Annotated in this window: 16 protein-coding genes; 11 read left to right on the top strand and 5 right to left on the bottom strand. The window is 61.3% G+C overall.

All coding sequences use genetic code 11. From position 1 onward, the window contains the following. Positions 1-7: 7 nt before the first annotated feature. The 3 genes from ACWIKC_RS12355 to ACWIKC_RS12345 all read left to right on the top strand — a co-directional run bounded on the left by ACWIKC_RS12355 (position 8) and on the right by ACWIKC_RS12345 (position 3,532). Positions 8-2,005: a conjugal transfer protein TraG gene (locus tag ACWIKC_RS12355; protein WP_454597795.1), complete on the top strand. Its 1,998-nt coding sequence runs from the start codon at positions 8-10 to the stop codon at positions 2,003-2,005. Continuing rightward, positions 2,002-2,433 carry a CopG family transcriptional regulator gene (locus tag ACWIKC_RS12350; RefSeq protein WP_454597794.1) on the top strand — a complete coding sequence of 144 codons (432 nt, stop codon included), beginning with the start codon at positions 2,002-2,004 and terminating at the stop codon, positions 2,431-2,433. The genes ACWIKC_RS12355 and ACWIKC_RS12350 overlap by 4 nt, the downstream gene beginning before the upstream one ends. Before the next feature lie 178 nt (positions 2,434-2,611). Further along, on the top strand, positions 2,612-3,532 hold the full coding sequence (locus ACWIKC_RS12345; protein ID WP_454599496.1) for a HEPN domain-containing protein: 921 nt from the start codon (positions 2,612-2,614) through the stop codon (positions 3,530-3,532). Positions 3,533-3,740: 208 nt separating this feature from the next. On the opposite strand, the gene ACWIKC_RS12340 is transcribed toward ACWIKC_RS12345, so the two are convergent. The 4 genes from ACWIKC_RS12340 to ACWIKC_RS12325 all read right to left on the bottom strand — a co-directional run bounded on the left by ACWIKC_RS12340 (position 3,741) and on the right by ACWIKC_RS12325 (position 9,100). Beyond that, positions 3,741-4,568 carry a ComEC/Rec2 family competence protein gene (locus ACWIKC_RS12340; protein ID WP_454597793.1) on the bottom strand — a complete coding sequence of 276 codons (828 nt, stop codon included), beginning with the start codon at positions 4,566-4,568 and terminating at the stop codon, positions 3,741-3,743. 11 nt (positions 4,569-4,579) lie between these two features. Continuing rightward, positions 4,580-5,770: a patatin-like phospholipase family protein gene (locus ACWIKC_RS12335; RefSeq protein ID WP_454597792.1), complete on the bottom strand. Its 1,191-nt coding sequence runs from the start codon at positions 5,768-5,770 to the stop codon at positions 4,580-4,582. Beyond that, positions 5,763-7,925, bottom strand: a complete 2,163-nt coding sequence (locus ACWIKC_RS12330) for a Mov34/MPN/PAD-1 family protein (RefSeq protein ID WP_454597791.1) — start codon at positions 7,923-7,925, stop codon at positions 5,763-5,765. The genes ACWIKC_RS12335 and ACWIKC_RS12330 overlap by 8 nt, the downstream gene beginning before the upstream one ends. Before the next feature lie 71 nt (positions 7,926-7,996). Then, the gene (locus ACWIKC_RS12325) at positions 7,997-9,100 is read right to left on the bottom strand and encodes a hypothetical protein (RefSeq protein ID WP_454597790.1); all 1,104 of its coding nucleotides are present in this window, start codon (positions 9,098-9,100) and stop codon (positions 7,997-7,999) included. A 271-nt stretch (positions 9,101-9,371) separates the two neighbouring features. Here ACWIKC_RS12325 and ACWIKC_RS12320 point away from each other — a divergent pair, with 271 nt between their 5' ends. Genes ACWIKC_RS12320 through ACWIKC_RS12310 form a run of 3 tightly spaced genes read left to right on the top strand, consistent with a single transcriptional unit; the run spans position 9,372 to position 11,862 of the window. Further along, positions 9,372-9,815, top strand: coding sequence for a very short patch repair endonuclease (locus ACWIKC_RS12320; RefSeq protein WP_454599495.1), 444 nt, complete (start codon positions 9,372-9,374; stop codon positions 9,813-9,815). After that, entirely contained in the window at positions 9,812-10,993 is a 1,182-nt protein-coding gene (locus tag ACWIKC_RS12315) for a DNA cytosine methyltransferase (RefSeq protein ID WP_454597789.1), read from the top strand. The genes ACWIKC_RS12320 and ACWIKC_RS12315 overlap by 4 nt, the downstream gene beginning before the upstream one ends. A gap of 2 nt (positions 10,994-10,995) precedes the next feature. After that, positions 10,996-11,862, top strand: a complete 867-nt coding sequence (locus ACWIKC_RS12310; protein WP_454597788.1) for an Eco29kI family restriction endonuclease — start codon at positions 10,996-10,998, stop codon at positions 11,860-11,862. Positions 11,863-12,011: 149 nt separating this feature from the next. Here the strand turns inward: ACWIKC_RS12310 and ACWIKC_RS12305 are convergent, their stop codons facing one another. Continuing rightward, positions 12,012-12,467: a BsuBI/PstI family type II restriction endonuclease gene (locus ACWIKC_RS12305; RefSeq protein ID WP_454597787.1), complete on the bottom strand. Its 456-nt coding sequence runs from the start codon at positions 12,465-12,467 to the stop codon at positions 12,012-12,014. A 414-nt stretch (positions 12,468-12,881) separates the two neighbouring features. Between ACWIKC_RS12305 and trbB the strand changes: the two genes are divergently transcribed. The 5 genes from trbB to trbJ are packed head-to-tail and all read left to right on the top strand — an operon-like array spanning position 12,882 to position 17,675. Further along, entirely contained in the window at positions 12,882-13,862 is a 981-nt protein-coding gene (gene trbB, locus ACWIKC_RS12300) for a P-type conjugative transfer ATPase TrbB (RefSeq protein WP_454597786.1), read from the top strand. A gap of 8 nt (positions 13,863-13,870) precedes the next feature. Further along, positions 13,871-14,191, top strand: a complete 321-nt coding sequence (locus ACWIKC_RS12295) for a TrbC/VirB2 family protein (protein WP_305930870.1) — start codon at positions 13,871-13,873, stop codon at positions 14,189-14,191. After that, positions 14,191-14,466, top strand: a complete 276-nt coding sequence (locus tag ACWIKC_RS12290; RefSeq protein ID WP_454597785.1) for a VirB3 family type IV secretion system protein — start codon at positions 14,191-14,193, stop codon at positions 14,464-14,466. Before ACWIKC_RS12295 ends, ACWIKC_RS12290 begins: the two co-directional genes overlap by 1 nt. Positions 14,467-14,469: 3 nt before the next feature. Continuing rightward, complete coding sequence (gene trbE, locus ACWIKC_RS12285) at positions 14,470-16,932, top strand: conjugal transfer protein TrbE (protein ID WP_454597784.1); 2,463 nt, start codon at positions 14,470-14,472, stop codon at positions 16,930-16,932. Next, the gene (trbJ, locus tag ACWIKC_RS12280) at positions 16,929-17,675 is read left to right on the top strand and encodes a P-type conjugative transfer protein TrbJ (protein ID WP_454597783.1); all 747 of its coding nucleotides are present in this window, start codon (positions 16,929-16,931) and stop codon (positions 17,673-17,675) included. The genes trbE and trbJ overlap by 4 nt, the downstream gene beginning before the upstream one ends. Position 17,676: the final 1 nt, after the last annotated feature.

The raw sequence follows: 17,676 nt of genomic DNA, 5'->3' as shown, positions 1-17,676 counted from the left end.
AGACACCATGTCGGCAACCAGAATCCTGTGGGGCCAGATCCTCGCCGTATTCACCCTGACGCTGGCCGGCATCTGGGCCGGTACGCAATGGACAGCTGCCGAGCTTGGATATCAGACCGAGCTTGGCCGGGCGTGGTTCACCGCTTTCGGCATGCCGGTCTACCCGCCCTATGCGATCTTCTGGTGGTGGTTCAGCTACGAGGCCTATGCCCCGCGCATATTCGAGACCGGCGGCATGATCGCAGCGTCGGGCGGGCTGATCTCGGTGGTGGTCGCGATCGCCATGTCGGTGTGGCGCGCCCGCGAACAACGCAACAGCGCGACCTACGGCTCGGCGCGCTGGGCAACGCGCTCCGACATCGCCGATGCCGGCCTCCTCGCTGGCAAGGGCGTGGTGATCGGCCAGTGCGCCAATCTCTATCTGCGTCACGACGGGCCCGAACATGTGCTGTGCTTCGCGCCGACGCGCAGCGGCAAGGGCGTCGGCCTCGTCGTGCCGACGCTGCTGACCTGGCCGCACTCGGCCGTTGTGCATGACATCAAGGGCGAGAACTGGGAACTGACCGCCGGTTTTCGCGCCAAGTTCAGCCGCGTCCTCCTGTTCGATCCGACCAACGAGGCTTCGGCCGCCTTCAATCCGTTGATGGAAGTGCGGCGCGGCGTCGGCGAAGTGCGGGACGTGCAGAACATCGCCGACGTGCTGGTCGATCCCGAAGGCTCGCTCGAGCGGCGCAACCACTGGGAAAAGACCAGCCATGCGCTACTGGTCGGCGCGATCCTCCACGTTCTCTATGCCGAAGAGGACAAGACGCTCGCAGGTGTCGCGTCCTTCCTTTCTGATCCGAAGCGGTCGATCGAGGCGACACTCGCCGCGATGATGCAGACGCCGCATCTGGGCGAGGACGGCGTTCATCCGGTCGTGGCGAGCGCCGCGCGCGAACTGCTCAACAAATCGGAGAACGAGCGTTCGGGCGTGCTCTCGACCGCCATGTCGTTCCTAGGCCTGTACCGCGACCCCGTAATCGCCAGTGTTACACGGCAGTGCGACTGGCGCATTGCCGACCTCATTGATCCAAAGCGCCCGGCGACGCTGTACCTCGTCGTTCCGCCGTCGGACATCAGCCGGACCAAACCGCTCGTTCGCCTGATCCTCAACCAGCTGGGGCGCCGCCTCACCGAAGACCTCGACGAAGGATCGGATCGTCGGCGACTGCTCCTGATGCTCGATGAGTTTCCCGCTCTGGGCCGCCTCGACTTCTTCGAAAGCGCGCTCGCCTTCATGGCGGGCTACGGCATCAAGGCGTTCCTGATCGCGCAATCGCTTAACCAGATCGAGAAGGCCTACGGCCAGAACAATGCCATCCTCGACAATTGTCATGTCCGCGTCTGCTTCGCCACCAACGACGAACGCACCGCCAAGCGCATCTCGGAGTCGCTCGGCACGGCCACCGAGCTGCGCGCGATGAAGAATTATGCCGGGCACCGCCTGTCGCCCTGGCTCGGGCACCTGATGGTATCCCGGACCGAAACCGCCCGGGCTCTGCTCACCCAGGGCGAGATCATGCAGCTGCCCGATACCGACGAGATCGTCATGCTCGCAGGTGCTCATCCGATCCGCGCGAAGAAGGCGCGCTATTATGCCGATCCGAGACTGAAGACGCGGATCGATCGGCCACCTGTCGTGAAGCAATCGGGCAACAGCACCCGGAGCGACGACTGGGGCGATGTAATCGCCTCGCCGAATGTCCGGCCCGATCCTGCGGCGGTGGTGGTCCCGGAAGAGGAGGAAGCATTAGACACCGCGGGCGAGGGCGGCATTCGCCGTGAGCCCGACTTGCCGGAACACGAGGACGTGTTGCCGCCCCGGTCACCGCCTCCCAACGAGTTTGATTTCACCGATCGGCGGGATGACGACGATGCCGTCAGAAACAGGCAGATTACGGACCGGATGCGCGCCAATGCGCGGCGGGCCGCGCTCGATCCCGGCGATGGGATCGATCTGTGAGAAAGGGCAACCGGATCAAGCACACCTTCCGGCTCCCGCCCGACCTGTCGCGGCAGCTGGCCGACTATGCGGGTCGCAAGCGGGTATCGCAGGCATCGGTGGTTGAAGCGGCGATCGCCTCGTTTCTTTCGCCTGACGGATCCGAGCGGATGGAGGCCGCATTCAGCCGGCGCCTCGACCGGATCACGCGGCAATTGCAGAAGCTCGATTATCATGTGGAAGTCGGCAACGAAGCCTTCGCGCTGTATCTTCGGACATGGCTCGCCGCCACGCCGCCGCCTGCAAGCCAGCCTTCGGCTGCGGTCCGGGCAGGCGTCGAGAAGCGGTTCGAGAATTTTGTCGAGGCGCTTGCCCGGCACATGGAGCGCGATCCGCATCTGGCGGACGATCTGATACGGGTGGGCGAGCTTGGTGAGGACCATGGCTGAAGACGATCTCGGGACAGGAAAGATCGGTAGCGGCTTGGCGAAGTTCTCGTCGGCCGCGCCGTTTGAAGTTCCCGCTCGGCGGGTTTCGAAGAGCAGAGGGCGCTTGTTGGAGCCGGTCATCGCACCGTGCAGTATTGTAAGGGTGCAACCATTCCAGCAGCTTGCTAAGGATGAATCAATGCGCACCGATCTCGATCATCTTCCTCCCACCAAGCAGCGCGAACTGGAACGCGTCGTCGAGATTGTGTTCGACGAATTCGGCGATGCGCTGGCGCTTGCCAAACACGAGTGGAAGAAGAAGGCCCGGATCCTCAAGATCATCCTCTATGGCAGCTACGCGCGTGGGGGATGGGTCGACGAGCCCCACACCGCCAAGGGCTACCAGTCGGACTACGATCTGCTCATCATTGTCAACGACAAGCGGATCGCCGATCGCGTGGCCTATTGGCTCAAGCTCGAGGAGCGGCTCGACCGGGAACTGGCGATCACCGGTGCGCTGCGGACGCCTGTCAATTTCATCGTCCATACGCTGCAGGAAGTGAACGATGGCCTGGCGCATGGGCGCTACTTCTTCATGGATATCGCCAAGGACGGGATCGCGCTCTACCAGTGCGATGACACTGAACTCCACCAGCCCAAGCCCAAGACGCCCGAACAAGCGCTGGCGATGGCGCAGGAATATTTCGCCGAGTGGATGCCAGCTGCCCAGGGCAGAGTGAAGCTTGCTCTATACGCGATACAGGAAGGAATGAATAAACACGCTGCGTTCGAGTTTCATCAGGCAGTCGAGAGTCTGTATCACAGCGTCTTGCTGGTTTGTACCTTCTACACACCGCATAATCACAACCTCGGATTCCTGCGCACACAAGCCGAGCGCATCGATCCGCGCCTGACCTATATCTGGCCACGCGACACGAAGCGCGACCGCGCTCGCTTCGAGAAGCTCAAGGAAGCCTACGTCAAGGCACGCTACTCAAAGCACTACCGGATCACGAAGGAAGAACTCGAATGGCTGGGCAGGCAGGTCGAAGAACTCGGCCGCGTCGTTCACGAGATATGTTCGGAGCGCCTTGAGGCGCTACGCTGCGAGACGCTCTAGGGGTCTCTCTTCAAGGCTACATGTTGTCCGCTTTGCGCCTCAATGTCGGCCGTTAAGAGTTGGTGCTGGCTCGGCCCGAAAGCAGACATAAGGATTTCTGACGATCAATGGCATCGTAGCATCGGATCACCGGCGCTGAACGTCGCGGGGCCGAGGAATACATCCGCAAAGCGCCGCTGCAAATCATGACGCCGTATCGTCGCGGCAATCAGCGAGCAGTCCACAGCGACGCGCCATCAGGGCCGATCCTGAAACTGACATAGCCGTCTCGGCGGGTGGTGATAACGCGCCGGTACTGGCCATTATGGTCTACCCCTGACGCATGCCTGCGGTAGAGCGCAATGGTCTCCTGCGTCGCATATTGGATGCCGCAGTCCGATATGACAAAAAGTTCTGGTTTGAGATCGGTCCATTCGAAAAGCTCACGGCAATATCCGTTTAGCCTGCCGTGATGAGACGCTACGAACACGCTGATGTCTCGCATCTCATCGCGAAAGTCTTCCCGCCGAAGCAACGCTTGCCATCCTGCGCGTTCCATGTCGCCAGCGTACAAAATGGAAAAGCCAGTATCGCGGTTGTACCCCGGCCAGCGCATGACTGTGACGAGACTCAGATTGTTCTCGTCCTCAAAGTCGTCGGGGTAGCGATTCCAGAATTGACGATAGGTCATGCCGTCATAGTCCGGCCAGTACGAGACCGCGGTCCCATAATCCTTCGTCATATCAGCAAGGGCCGCGATCCCGCGTCCCATCCCCCGTTGTTCTTTCAATCGATAGAGATCAGCCCCGCTGACGGTCGGGTTTCGATTTAGAATCCCGACGCTGACCTCATTGAGCACCCCGGGTAGGTCGCTCACATGATCTTCGTCGCAGTTCGTGATGATGAGTTCGTCGAGGTGACCAATGCCCCGGTAACGAAGCATTTCAGAGGGGCGCCATCCTGTTCCGCCGTTATGTCCGCAATCGATAAGAAGATGTGCCCCGGAGGAACTGGTCAACAGCGAACATTGGCCGTGTGCCACATCGAAGATTTCCAACAACGACAAGACTAGCCATCCCCCGCAGTCGACGAGATCGAAGCTTCATGTCCCCAATGCTGGTCAAGAAGCGCCTTAGTCACCTGCTCGCCACGACGGATCAGACGATCAGCCCATTCTTCCGACATCGCATAGAAGTCCGTCGGATACGCGCTTACATGCGAGCGAGCGACGAGGTCTTCGGGCGCTTTCAGAAGCTGTTCATCTGGTTGATCGATGTAAGGCAGGAGCACGGCCTTGACCTTGCCGTTCACTTGGACGTCGAAAAGCCGCTGCACGGCCGCATTCTGCGCGCGCGCATGCACGGCGAAGAAAGACGCCCGCATGCGAGATCCGATGAACGTCGGAGCGGGGTCGTGGCCCAATCCATAACCCGCGCGGCAGGCAATGAGCCGATCGTGCGGCCGTACGAAAAAACTGACATTCGGGTCGCGGTCGGGCCAGAGCGGCGAGAGGCCGCTATTGTCATATACCCCGCCGTCAGTGAGTATGACTGATCGAAGTGCTTCCTCACCGCCTTTGCTGAAGATGAATTCTTCGTCGAGAGCTGGCAGGAGTAGTGGGTACGCGGCCGACGCGACGACAGCATGTGCTAGCGAGATCCCGTCCGCTTTGGCCGAACCAAATCTCCACGAAGCGATGCCGTCTCGCGAAAAATAGAAAGCCGATTTCGTTTGCAGCTCGCAGGATACAATGATGAGGCGCGGCCGGTCCGCACGAAGGTCGGATAGTTTGGCACCATCGAAAGATTGATCGAGCGCGCGGCGAAGGATTGTGGTGCGGCTGAAACGGCGTTTTAGGCGGCTCTTACGTAGCCATCCTGTCGGAGGAGAGGGAGCAAATCCCACGAGACGGCGCGCAGCACGAAGAAGCATCGCCAACATACGATCAGCGCCGATGACGAGAAATTGTAGAAGGGCCTTGATGCCTTCGGGGGTCGATAACGCAACTCCGATCGACGGCTTGACGAGGCCTTTTGCTAGCATTGCGCGAGCCTTTACCTCGAAATGAGAAAAATCCCCCGGCGTTGCACAGTATAGCGCAGCCAGAACGCTTCCTCCCGAAACCGAAGAGATTGTTTCGACATGTTGGAGAACGCCGGCCGAGTGGAGCGCACGCAAACATCCCAGATGGAAAGCCATTGCGCGCGATCCGCCGCCCGAGAGCGCAATTGCTGTTCCAGCAGGGGAGGCCTTATTCATCGTCGCCATAGGCAATTACCCCCTCAATTCGTCCGCGACCTGCCCATCCAACACGGATCCAGCTGTCTTCCGCGCCACAGATCATCACGGCGAACGGCGAACCCGTCGGTTCGATCTGTGCAGCAAGATGGGAAAAGACCCCTTCATCGTCACGGCTAGGTCGAGCCGCAGCACCATCGGGATGGCTATGCCATTCCCCGACGTATTGAAGTTGTCCCGCGCTACCCTGAGTGAGTGCGTCCATAATTGGACGAAGGTTGAGGGCGCCACGAATGAAATAGGTGGGCGACTGGCGGCTATCTGGTGGCGCTGGCAATGCCGCAACGACATGGAGAATGTTTCGCCGAAGATCGAAGGTGCCGACGAGAATCCCGCCCGTTTCGTTGGGCGAGCGCTCCTCGCGAAGGACCTGCATCGCATGCACCACCTTGTTCGAGATGGAGACCCGCATTGCCTCATGCTCGACCCGCTTGGTCGGGCTCAAAGCGAGATCGATGGGGACAATGAGCGCGGTCGCAGGATCCATTCGCCATACGCGGGCCGATGCGGCTTTATCGCCCAAGATTGCAAGGAGCCTACCGGTCGCAATTCCCGAGAGAGTCTGGACTTGCCAAGGCGGCAGTGGCCGCGTCAAATCTTGGCACGCGTTCGCATAGCGCAACCGATCGACACGCGCAGACGCGAAATGTCTGGCGAGACAAGGATCCGCACCACTGGCGAGAAAATACTGCGCCTCGATTTCGTCGAGCTGCAGCTTGCGGTCGGCGTCTTCGACGAGAACGACTAGATCCGAGCCGTCGGGATTGAAGAAGAAACTCGCGGCGCGTCTTACAGCGCTATGGTCGGCGATGTATCCTACCACAGCGGGGGAGGCGCTAAGGTCGATCACGAAATCCGCGTCCGTCAATGCGGATTCGATAGCGTCGGCATGTTCGCCGGGTTTCAATACGTTCGCGATGATGCCCGAAGCGCCGCCAGCTTCCGCAACCAGTAGGCTTGCGTCATGTGCCAAGGCGAGTGCTTTCGGGACGCCGACTGCCTGTGCCGTTTGCGTTTGACGCACGATGTTGTGCGGCAAGACGAGATCATCGTCGATGATCGTCCAACTTCCAACTCCGGCCTTCATGCTGTTGATCACAAGGTTCGACCCTATCGCGCCTGCGCCTATCGCGACGAGGGTGGCGTCAGTCGCGCGCGGATTGGCGGAAAATTCCCGCGCTAATGAGCGATCGAGTTGTTGCACGACGCGCCATGGCATCAAGAGGAGCTGCGAAAGATCGACGGGCTGTCCCCCAAGGGCGGCCGCCGTTTGCATATGTCCGTCCGTTTCTGCGGTTATCGTGATACCGAGATGTTCGCCAAATTCGGCAAGTGTCCCGAGCGAACTATACGCCAATATCTGATAGCTCTCGGGCGGATCATCCCCACCGCGTTTGAGAGGGATGACGATGAGTATAAGAGCCCGAAACTTTTGGGCGGCTTCGATTTGCGAGGGTTCCAGAAGCCAAGGTCGAAGTGTCTCTAACAGGTCCACGCCGAACTCCTCGATGAGGGCGGCGAGCGCTGCGAAGTCGTAGGGGCGGCTTTTCAGTGCGCCATGAACGACCGGGTCAAGCTGTATTGAGAACAGTGCGAACGAAAGGGGCGGGGTAATTTTGGGCGCCGCAGCGTCGAGAAGAAGTGTGTATCGCTTATCGACTTCGACGGAACCAACCACATGCCATGGTCCTTTAGGCAGACCCGCGGGCATGATGAGGGTATTTGAGGTGCCGGGAAGTAGCGGCTCAAGACTTTGGTCCGCCGGATGAACATCTCCTCGTGCGGTTCGACTGAACCAATCTCGCATTCGCTCGACAAACGATTGCCCAGTTAGAGTTCGGGACAAATTCGCCCAGGGCTCTTCCCAAAGACATAGGGCGACACCGTCGGCTTCCATGTCGCGGTTCGTGTGGATAAGATCGAGATCGACAGGAAAGTCACCTCGAGCCGAAAAAACGCGCGGGGGTTCCTCGTCGCTCTTATCGAAGAGGACCGTAACCGGTTCATGGTTCAGTATGGGCACCTTACGATGCTGGGGAAGTTCAGGCTCAAGCCGGATATGAAGCACGTCTGCGCTTTCCCGGACTTCGATCCCAGTGAGTTCGGCGAAGGGCAAGTCTGCAGATGTCGTGAGATAGGCGACAACCGATTGCGCAAGCTTAGAAGTGAGTACCGCTGCCTCTGCCGTCACAGCCCCGCTCGCGGCGCCGAGTTGCCGAGCAGCACCGAGGCACCTCCAGCTGCCTTCAAGATCGTATAGCCATTTCCGCCGATCTCGATCACCAGCGGTTTTGGTTTAGTCTTGCTGGGATGTTCCATCGACACAATGAATTGCCCGTCGTTGTCCTTCACCGCGCGCTTGTAATAATTCGCCGCTTGGCGATGGGGCGGCTGCACCGTGTCTTCAGAGGGTATGGGATCGCTTGTCGAGACCGCGATCGCATTCGCGCGGGCTTGCTCCTCATAGAGCCATTTCAGGCGATCGCTCGGTTCGGTCTCGTCGCTGCCCTTCTCCGCCGCGAGTGAGGTGTAGCTGCAATGATGCGGGATGTTGTTGATGTCCCATTCAAGCCGTGCGTCATTCTCGTGAAAGCGGGTAACGCGAACGATGTCATCGATCGTCGCATGGTCGACGTCTGCTGAGAGGATGAGCTTCGTTTCCCGACCATTGACGTTAAATGTGGCTTGCATGAACAGTGCAGACTGATTGCGAACAATGAGCTTGCCGTCGCAATGCTCGGCGAACGGCGAATGCGCGAAGAACTCCAACCCGTCAGCAGCAATATTAAACTCGGGGCAGAGATTGCCGGCATCTGTGATTAGGTTACGCCGCGTTGCAGGATCGATGCCGCGCTCAATCAGGAAGTCATCCAGCTGATCGGGGCGCGAGAATACACGGATGCCTTTCCCCTCGATGAAACGATGGCGCGCTTCGGCGCGCAACGTCCGCGCCTGTCCCTCGACGCCTACTTCAAGAATGGCGGCCGCAGGCACCCACATCGTCTTGATCTTGATGCGTTCGTCGTCCTGGTATTTCTCTGCGTGTTCGAGATAGAAGACATCCTTTGCGCGCTTGCAATGATCAGTGTCGAGATGGGTGAAGGCGACCACATCGATCTGCTTGTCAGTTCCCATCCGGTCGCGCAGTTCCTTTTCAAGGTCGCAGCGCAGATCGTACTGATTGTTGGGGTCTCGCATGTCCGCGAAATCGAATAGCGCTCGTCGGCCGTTCTCGAGCTCAATGAGGCAACTGTCGGCATTGCCGATCGGGAAAAAACGCACGCTATGCATTGGATATCCTCCCTAATTCGCTTTTAACTTTTGGGGAACATGGGGAGAACATCGGCGCATTTCAACATCGTCGGATGGCTTTCGCAGACAATTTACGCAAGGTTACGGAATCGCTTAAGAATTTTAATCCCGAATTGGATTGAAATGGATTCTGAAGCGCGCAGGGAATGAGTCAAGAGTTCTTCGTCTCGCGGTGCGAGTGAATGTCCGCTTGATCAGCATATTGCTCCGAAGCGGACAGTCTCCAACCGGCCCCTTTACGGTCGCCGACATGTTGCAGTATGCTCAAAGCGTGGTTGATATCCTGGATCCGGCCTCGCGCTCCGTCCGAATGAGCAAGATTAAGGCGAAGGATACGAAACCCGAACTTCGGGTCCGCCGGTTGGTCCATCGCCTGGGTTATCGCTATCGTCTACATCGTAGATCACTTCCGGGCACCCCTGACCTTGTCTTCGGCCCTCGCAGGAAAGTCATCTTCGTTAATGGATGCTTTTGGCATCGGCACGACGATCCGGATTGCAAACTAGCGCGTCTTCCAAAGTCACGGCTGGATTTTTGGGTTCCCAAGCTGGAGGCCAACAAGGCACGAGATCGACGGAATGTGCTTGATCTGCGGAAACTTGGTTGGGATGTCTTGGTAATCTGGGAGTGCCAAACTAGGAACGATGACACGATGGAACGACTAGTCACTCAGTTTCTGGACCACACGTCGTGAAGGCAATCGAGCTTTTCGCGGGCGCTGGTGGCCTTGGCATCGGTATCGGCCGGGCTGGATTCAGGCCCGAGCGCATTGTCGAGTGGGAGCCCAATTGTCAGCGGACCCTTCTGGCCAACCGACGCGCACGCCAGCGCGACACCAAGGGATGGCCATTGGATATCGAGAGCGATGTCCGTGACGCGGACTTCACCGCGCATGAGGGGAGAGTCGAGCTGATTTCCGGAGGGCCGCCCTGCCAACCTTTCTCCGTTGGAGGTCGCCATCTGGCGCATGCCGACAGGCGCGACATGTTCCCGGAAGCGGTGAGGGCCGTGCGCGAGGCGAAGCCAAGAACCTTCATCTTCGAGAATGTGCGGGGCCTCACCCGGGAGCGGTTCAGCTCCTATTACGAGTACATCAAGCTGCAGATGCAATACCCTGAGCTCGTGGCGAAGGGCGAGGAAGACTGGTCCGCCCATCTCCGCAGGCTGGAGCGGCACCATACCGGCTCTCGCGCGGACCGAGGCCTTGAGTACAGCCTTGTCGCCGAGGTGCTGAATGCGGCCGATTACGGTGTGCCCCAAAAGAGGCATCGAGTCTTCTTCGTGGGCTTCCGTAAGGACAAGGCGATCGAATGGTCGTTCCCGGAAGCGACGCATTCGCAAGATGCCTTGCTTTGGGAACAGGCGCATGGCCAGTATTTCGATCGCCATGGGGTTCCCAGGCGGGAAAGGTGGTGCAATGCCGAGCGCATTAGGGCGCGAGCGGAAAGAATGACCGAACGACCAACTGCCCTGCCGTGGGTCACAGTACGGGACGCGCTTGCCACCCTGCCCGATCCAGAACATGGAATTGGAGACAGTCCGAGGCTGACAGGGCATCGGTTCCAGCCAGGCGCCAAAAGCTACCCCGGACATACCGGCAGCCCCCTGGATGACGCCGCGAAGGCCTTGAAGGCGGGCGTGCACGGCGTCCCGGGTGGCGAGAACATGCTTGCGCGCGCGGATGGATCGGTACGATATTTCACGGTGCGGGAAAGTGCGCGCCTCCAGACCTTCCCCGACAGTTATCGGATCGAGGGCGTTTGGTCGGAAGCGATGCGGCAGCTTGGCAACGCGGTACCGGTCACCCTGGCCGAGCGTGTAGCTCGCAGCGTCGCCGTCGCGCTCGAAAACTCCGACACCACCAAGCAATAGACATGGCCCGCAATCCGTCCGTTACGAAGGCGAGCACCATACTCGCGGAGATCGAGGAACTGCTCGCCGCTACCGAGGCCGATGGTCTGACGAATCCCGCGCGCAGGCAGCTGGTTAACCGGGTCGATGACATGCGCGACCGGCTGGAGCGTTTGACGCGCAAGATCGACCCCAACGAGTTGCCCGACGCATTCTTCGATCCAGCGGAACCTAGCCTTATCGGCAACTTCGTGGCCCTCGCTCTTGTCGCTCAGGACAGGAAGAGTCTGGGTGAGCTGGGGCGCTTTTATGGCTCGGGTGTCTACGCGATCTACTACACGGGCGATAATTCGCTCTACGCGCCCATTAGCGGCAGCGAGACGCCCATTTATGTTGGCAAGGCGGACCCAAAGGGAAATCCGAAGACCGCGATCGATCAGGGCACGAAACTCGCCGATCGACTCAATGAGCATCGTCGCAACATCGAGAAGGTCGATGGTATCGCGATCGAGGACTTCGATTGCCGGGCGCTGGCGGTCCAGACAGGGTATCAGGCGGCCGCCGAGAGCCATCTCATCCGAATGTTTCGTCCCATCTGGAACAACGAGACTGGCATTCTTTACGGGCTCGGCAAGCACGGCGATGCGGCAACCACTCGGGCGAATAACAAATCACCGTTCGGCACCGTCCATCCCGGTCGCAAATGGGCCGAGGGCAACCCAGAAAACCAGACTGTCGCGGAAATAGAGGAGAAGGTGCGCCAGCACTTCGCGGATGCGACGATTTTCTCCGACAGGAACGCCGTGCTGCAGGCATTCGTGGATAATATCCGGCGAGAGGATCGGCTCGACAGCGACGATGAGGCGGCACGTCCAGAACCGTCCGACTGAGATGGTGTTGAAGATTCGCACGAGCGGTCAAACTGCGGTTTCGCTCGGCGGACTGGGCGTTCAGTCATCACCCGGAGACTTGACCTTGTGCGTTTCCTTTCGTCATCTTCCCGCGAACACCTTTGCACAGGTTGTTTTCGAACTTTCCCTCATCCGCGAACCGGCCATGTCGCTATCAGATTATCGGGCTCCGAGGCGAACCAGGCGTAGCTGCCCCCAGCAAGCCTGCCCGTGGCTTCCCCGGGGAGAGCCTTTTCGCGATCAACAAAGGCCGCTACCAGAGCGACATTCCGCGACGCGAAACCTGCCTGGTCGGCGATCTTTATCAAGGCTGTCTCGCGCGCATCATCGATGGCCCTATCGGAAAGGCCGATATCCACGCATACGAGGAGCGGATGGGCCGGCCCAATATCGACCAGGATAATGTACGGCAGAGCTACGTCGGCTGGAAAAATCAGTCCTAGCGTTTTAAGGAGTTCCACGCCGTCGGTGATCGCCTCGTTGCAAGATTGTCTACAGAAAATGACGCTCGGCTTGGCAAGAAATGTGGGGGCAAAGGCCTCGATCACCGCCTTGGAGATATCGGTACGCGTGCCAGCGGTCATTCGCCGCGTCTCGCCGTTCGGGAACCTCACAAGTGTGTATGTCTGTTGAGGTGCATTGCAGGAGGCGGACGCCGATTTTCGTGTCAAACTTGATCGCAAAGTTCTCTCCTTACGCTTGTTTCTTGCGAGTGTGACGCAGTCAGGCACTGAACTACCTGTTGCCATTGTGTTCTCAATGCAATCCTGTTCTCATAGATAAAATGCAGCCGGGTTTCGGGAGGACACGCACCTGGTCGGCCCGCCGGTCAGCCTTCTTGCGCTGGGGTCACCGGATGCGGCTCGCTACGCCCGGCTTACCTTTTCCGCGCTGCCGTTCGACACCTGCCACTTCCTGTTGCGGTGCCCTGAAATCCTGTCTTCTTGATGTGCCTCAGAACGCGACCGGCCGTCGGTCGCGGTGTTCCGAGGCCTGGCATGAGCGTAGTTCCGATCCGATCCGAAGCATTGTCGCGCGGCGCGCGCATGCTGCGTACCGCTCTGGGCGGGGAGATCGCGGCCTGGCTTGAAGACCCGTCGGTGATCGAGGTCATGCTCAACCCGGACGGACGCCTCTGGATCGATCGGCTGGGCGAAGGCCTTGCGGCCACCGAGCGGACGATGAGCGCTGCCGACGGGGAGCGGATCGTCCGTCTGGTGGCGCACCATGTGGGAGCCGAAGTGCATGGCGGAGCGCCGCGCGTCTCCGCCGAATTGCCCGAAGGCGGAGAACGTTTCGAAGGTTTGCTGCCGCCCGTTGTGGCTGCGCCAAGCTTTGCCATTCGCAAGCCCGCTGTCGCCGTGTTCACGCTCGACGATTATGTCGCGGCGGGGGTGATGTCTTCCAGCCAAGCCGAGGCGCTCTCTGCCGCGGTTGCCGTGCGCAGGAATATCCTCGTCGCCGGTGGCACATCGACTGGCAAGACGACTCTCACGAACGCCCTGCTTGCCGAGGTCGCTTCCTCGACCGACCGCGTGGTCCTGATCGAGGACACGCGCGAGCTCCAGTGCGCTGCCCCCAATCTCGTGTCGCTGCGGACCAAGGACGGCGTGGCTTCGCTGTCCGATCTCGTTCGTTCGGCGCTGCGGTTGCGGCCCGATCGCATCCCCATCGGCGAGGTGCGCGGCGCGGAAGCACTCGATCTGCTGAAAGCATGGGGCACCGGTCATCCCGGCGGGATCGGCACGATCCACGCCGGAACCGCGCTCGGCACGCTGAGACGGCTCGAGCAGCTGATCCAGGAGAGCGTGGTGACCGTGCCGCGCGCTCTCATCGCCGAGACCATCGACGTGATCGCGGTGCTGGTGCGCGACGGTACGGTACGGCGGCTTGCCGAACTGGCCGAGGTCCGCCCGCTCGATGCGCGGGGCAATTATGTGCTCGCGCCCCTTTGCCCAATCCAAGGAGATTCCCTGTGACCCACACTCTGTTACGGGCGCGCCCGCGCCTGCCTGCCTTGATTGTCTGTGGCATTGTCGCACTGGCAGTCGCCGCTCCAGCGCACGCCGCCGGCTCATCGATGCCGTGGGAGGCGCCGCTGCAGGCGATCCTGGAATCGATCCAGGGACCGGTTGCCAAGATCGTCGCTGTGATCATCATTATCGCGACCGGGCTGGCGCTCGCCTTCGGCGATACCTCGGGCGGCTTCCGGCGACTGATCCAGATCGTCTTCGGCTTGTCGATCGCCTTTGCCGCCTCGTCCTTCTTCCTGTCGTTCTTTTCGTTCGGCGGCGGAGCTCTGGTCTGATGGAAGACAGTGCATCCGGCCTGCCGCACGGCTTCGCCGTCCCGGTCCACCGGGCCCTGATCGAGCATATCCTGCTCGGCGGAGCGCCGCGCGGGCTCGCCATCGCCAATGCGACCCTGGCAGGCGCGATCGGGCTCGGCTTGCAGCTGTGGGTGGCGGGCGTTGCCGTCTTCGCTGCCGGGCACGTGATCGCGGTCTGGGCCGCGCGGCGCGATCCGCAGTTCGTCGACGTCGCGCGGCGGCACCTGCGCTTTCCCGCACATTTCGAGGTCTGACGGATGTTCTCGCTTCGCGAATATCGGAACAACGCCGACCGGCTCAGCGACTTCCTGCCCTGGGCCGTGCTGGTGGCGCCGGGTATCGTCCTCAACAAGGACGGCAGTTTCCAGCGCACCGCACGCTTCCGAGGCCCGGACCTCGACAGCGCAACCCCTGCCGAGCTCGTTGCCACGACTGCGCGGCTAAACAGCGCGCTGCGCCGGCTGGGATCGGGCTGGGCCATCTTCGTCGAGGCCGTGCGTCGTCCCGCGCTGGGCTATCCAGTGTGCGACTTTCCCGATCCGGCGTCCGCCCTCGTCGAGCGCGAGCGCGCGGAGCAGTTTGCCGAGGAAGGCGTGCATTTCGAAAGCCGCTATTTCCTTACATTCGTGTGGCTTCCGCCCGTCGAAGACGGCGCGCGCGCCGAAAGCTGGCTCTACGAAGGCAAGACGCACAAGGGCGTGAACCCGCGCGAACTGCGCGATGGATTTGCCGATCGCACCGACCGGCTGCTCCGGCTGTTCGAAGGGTTCTTTCCCGAGATAGCCTGGCTCGATGACGGCGAGACGCTGACCTATCTGCACGGCTGCATCTCAACGCGCGGGCAGGAGGTGCGCGTCCCCGAAACGCCGATGCATCTCGATGCGCTGCTCGCCGACGAGCCGCTTGCCGGTGGTCTGGAGCCGCGTCTTGGCACGGCGCATCTGCGCACCCTGACCGTGGTCGGCTTTCCGAGTGCCACCTTTCCCGGCCTGCTCGATGAATTGAACGCGCAAGGGTTTGCCTATCGCTGGTCGACCCGCGCGGTCATGCTCGACAAGACCGATGCCACGCGCCTGCTCGGCAAGATTCGCCGCCAATGGTTCGCCAAGCGCAAGTCGGTCGCCGCCATCCTCAAGGAGGTGATGACTAACGAGGCCTCGGTGCTGGTCGACAGCGATGCGGCCAACAAGGCCGAGGACGCCGATACCGCCTTGCAGGAACTGGGTGCCGATCATGTCGGCATGGCGCTGGTTACCGCGACGATCACGGTCTGGGACGAGAACGCTCGGCTCGCTGCCGAAAAGCTGCGCCTGGTCGAGAAGGTTGTTCAGGGCCGCGACTTCACCTGCGTCACCGAAGGCATGAATGCGATCGAGGCATGGCTCGGCTCGCTTCCCGGACACGTCTACGCGAACGTCCGGCAGCCGCCCCTCTCGACGCTCAATCTGGCGCACATGATACCGCTATCCGCCATCTGGGCAGGCCCGGAGCGCGACGATCACTTCGACGCGCCGCCGCTGTTCTACGCGCGGACCGAGGGCACGACCCCGTTTCGCTTCGCGCTCCATGTCGGCGATGTCGGCCATGGCCTCGTCGTCGGCCCCACAGGTGCCGGTAAATCGGTGCTGCTCGCCTTCATGGCGATGCAGTTCCGCCGCTACACGGATGCGCAGATCTTCGCGTTCGATTTCGGCGGTTCCATCCGCGCCGCCGCGCTTGCCTGCGGCGGCGACTGGCAGGATCTGGGCTCAAGCCTTTCCGAAGAGGGCGATGAAGGCGTCTCGTTGCAGCCGCTGGCGCGCATCGACGAGCCGGCGGAGATGGCTTGGGCCGCGCAATGGCTCCAGGCAATTCTCGCATCCGAAGGCGTGTCGGTCGATCCGGCTACCAAGGAGCATCTCTGGTCGGCGCTAACGTCGCTTGCCACCGCGCCGGTGGCCGAGCGTACGCTGACCGGACTTGCCGTCCTGCTCCAGTCGCAGCCGCTCAAGCAGGCGCTTGCGCCCTACTGCATCGGCGGACCGTTCGGGCGGCTGCTCGATGCCGAATGCGAGCGGCTTGGCGACGCGCGCTTCCAGGCCTTCGAGACCGAGGGTCTGACCGGTTCGGCTGCCGCGCCTGCCGTCCTCTCCTATCTCTTCCACCGCATCGAGGGACGGCTAGACGGTTCGCCGACGATGATTATCATCGACGAGGGCTGGCTGGTGCTCGACAGCCCCGGCTTCGCCGGTCAGCTGCGCGAGTGGCTCAAGACCCTGCGCAAGAAGAACGCGAGCGTCGTCTTCGCGACCCAAAGCCTTGCCGATATCGAGAGTTCGGCGATTGCGCCGACCATCATCGAGAGCTGTCCGACCCGCATTTTCCTGCCCAACGAGCGCGCGATCGAGCCGCAGATCCTCAGCATCTACCGGCGCTTCGGACTGAACGATCGGCAGATCGAGATCCTCAGCCGGGCGACGCCCAAGCGCGACTATTACTGCCAGTCGGCGCGCGGCAATCGTCTGTTCGAACTGGGACTGGGAGAGGTCGCGCTCGCCTTTGCCGGAGCATCCTCGAAAGGCGATCAGCTCGCCATTGCCCGCCTTGTCGAAAGTGAGGGCGCGGCCGGTTTCGCGGCCGCATGGCTGCGGCATCGCGGCCACGAATGGGCTGCGCAGCTGCTTGGCGCTGACGCACCGTCCACCGTTCAACCCAGCCCCCCGGAAGGAGCAATCCCATGACCTTGCACCGATCACTCAGAACCCTTGCCATGACGGCAGCGCTCGGCATCGCCGGCGCGACCGCGTTCGCATCGACGCCCGCACAGGCCCAGTTCGGCGGGATCGTCTACGATCCGTCCAATTACGCCCAGAACGTGCTCACTGCGGCGCGCACGCTCGAGCAGATCAACAACCAGATTCGGATGCTGCAGAACCAGGCGAATTCGTTGATCAACGAAGCGAGGAATCTCGAACGGCTGCCGACCGACATCATACAGCCATTGCAGGACCAGATCCGGCAGACCCAGCAGCTTCTCAACCAGGCCCAGCGCATCGCCTATGATGTGGGCGAGATCGAGGCGGCGTTCGAGGCCCAATACAGGAATGTCCCGCTAGGCGCTTCCCAGCAGGCCTTGGTGACCGGCGCCGAGACGCGCTGGAAGAACAGTATCGCCGGCTTCGAGGACGCGCTGAAGGTGCAGGCGAGCGCGGTCGCCAATATCGAAGGCTCGCGCGAGGCGATCGGCACGCTGGTCGGCGCGAGCCAGTCCGCCGCGGGCGCGCTGCAAGCAGCCCAGGCTGGAAACCAGCTGCTCGCCCTGCAGGCGCGCCAGCTGGCCGATCTGACCGCAACGCTTGCGGCATCAAGCCGGGCGCAGGCACTCGATGCGGCCGAGCGCGCTACAGCCAAGGCCCAGGCGCGCGAACAGCTGAGGCGCTTCCTCGCGACCCGGCCGCGCTACCTGCCCGGCGGATCGAGGTGAT

The sequence above is a fragment of the Qipengyuania sp. SM2507 genome (assembly GCF_053714505.1).
The sequence above is the reverse complement of the archived record's forward strand: the minus strand, read 5'-3'. Positions and strand labels throughout refer to the sequence as shown.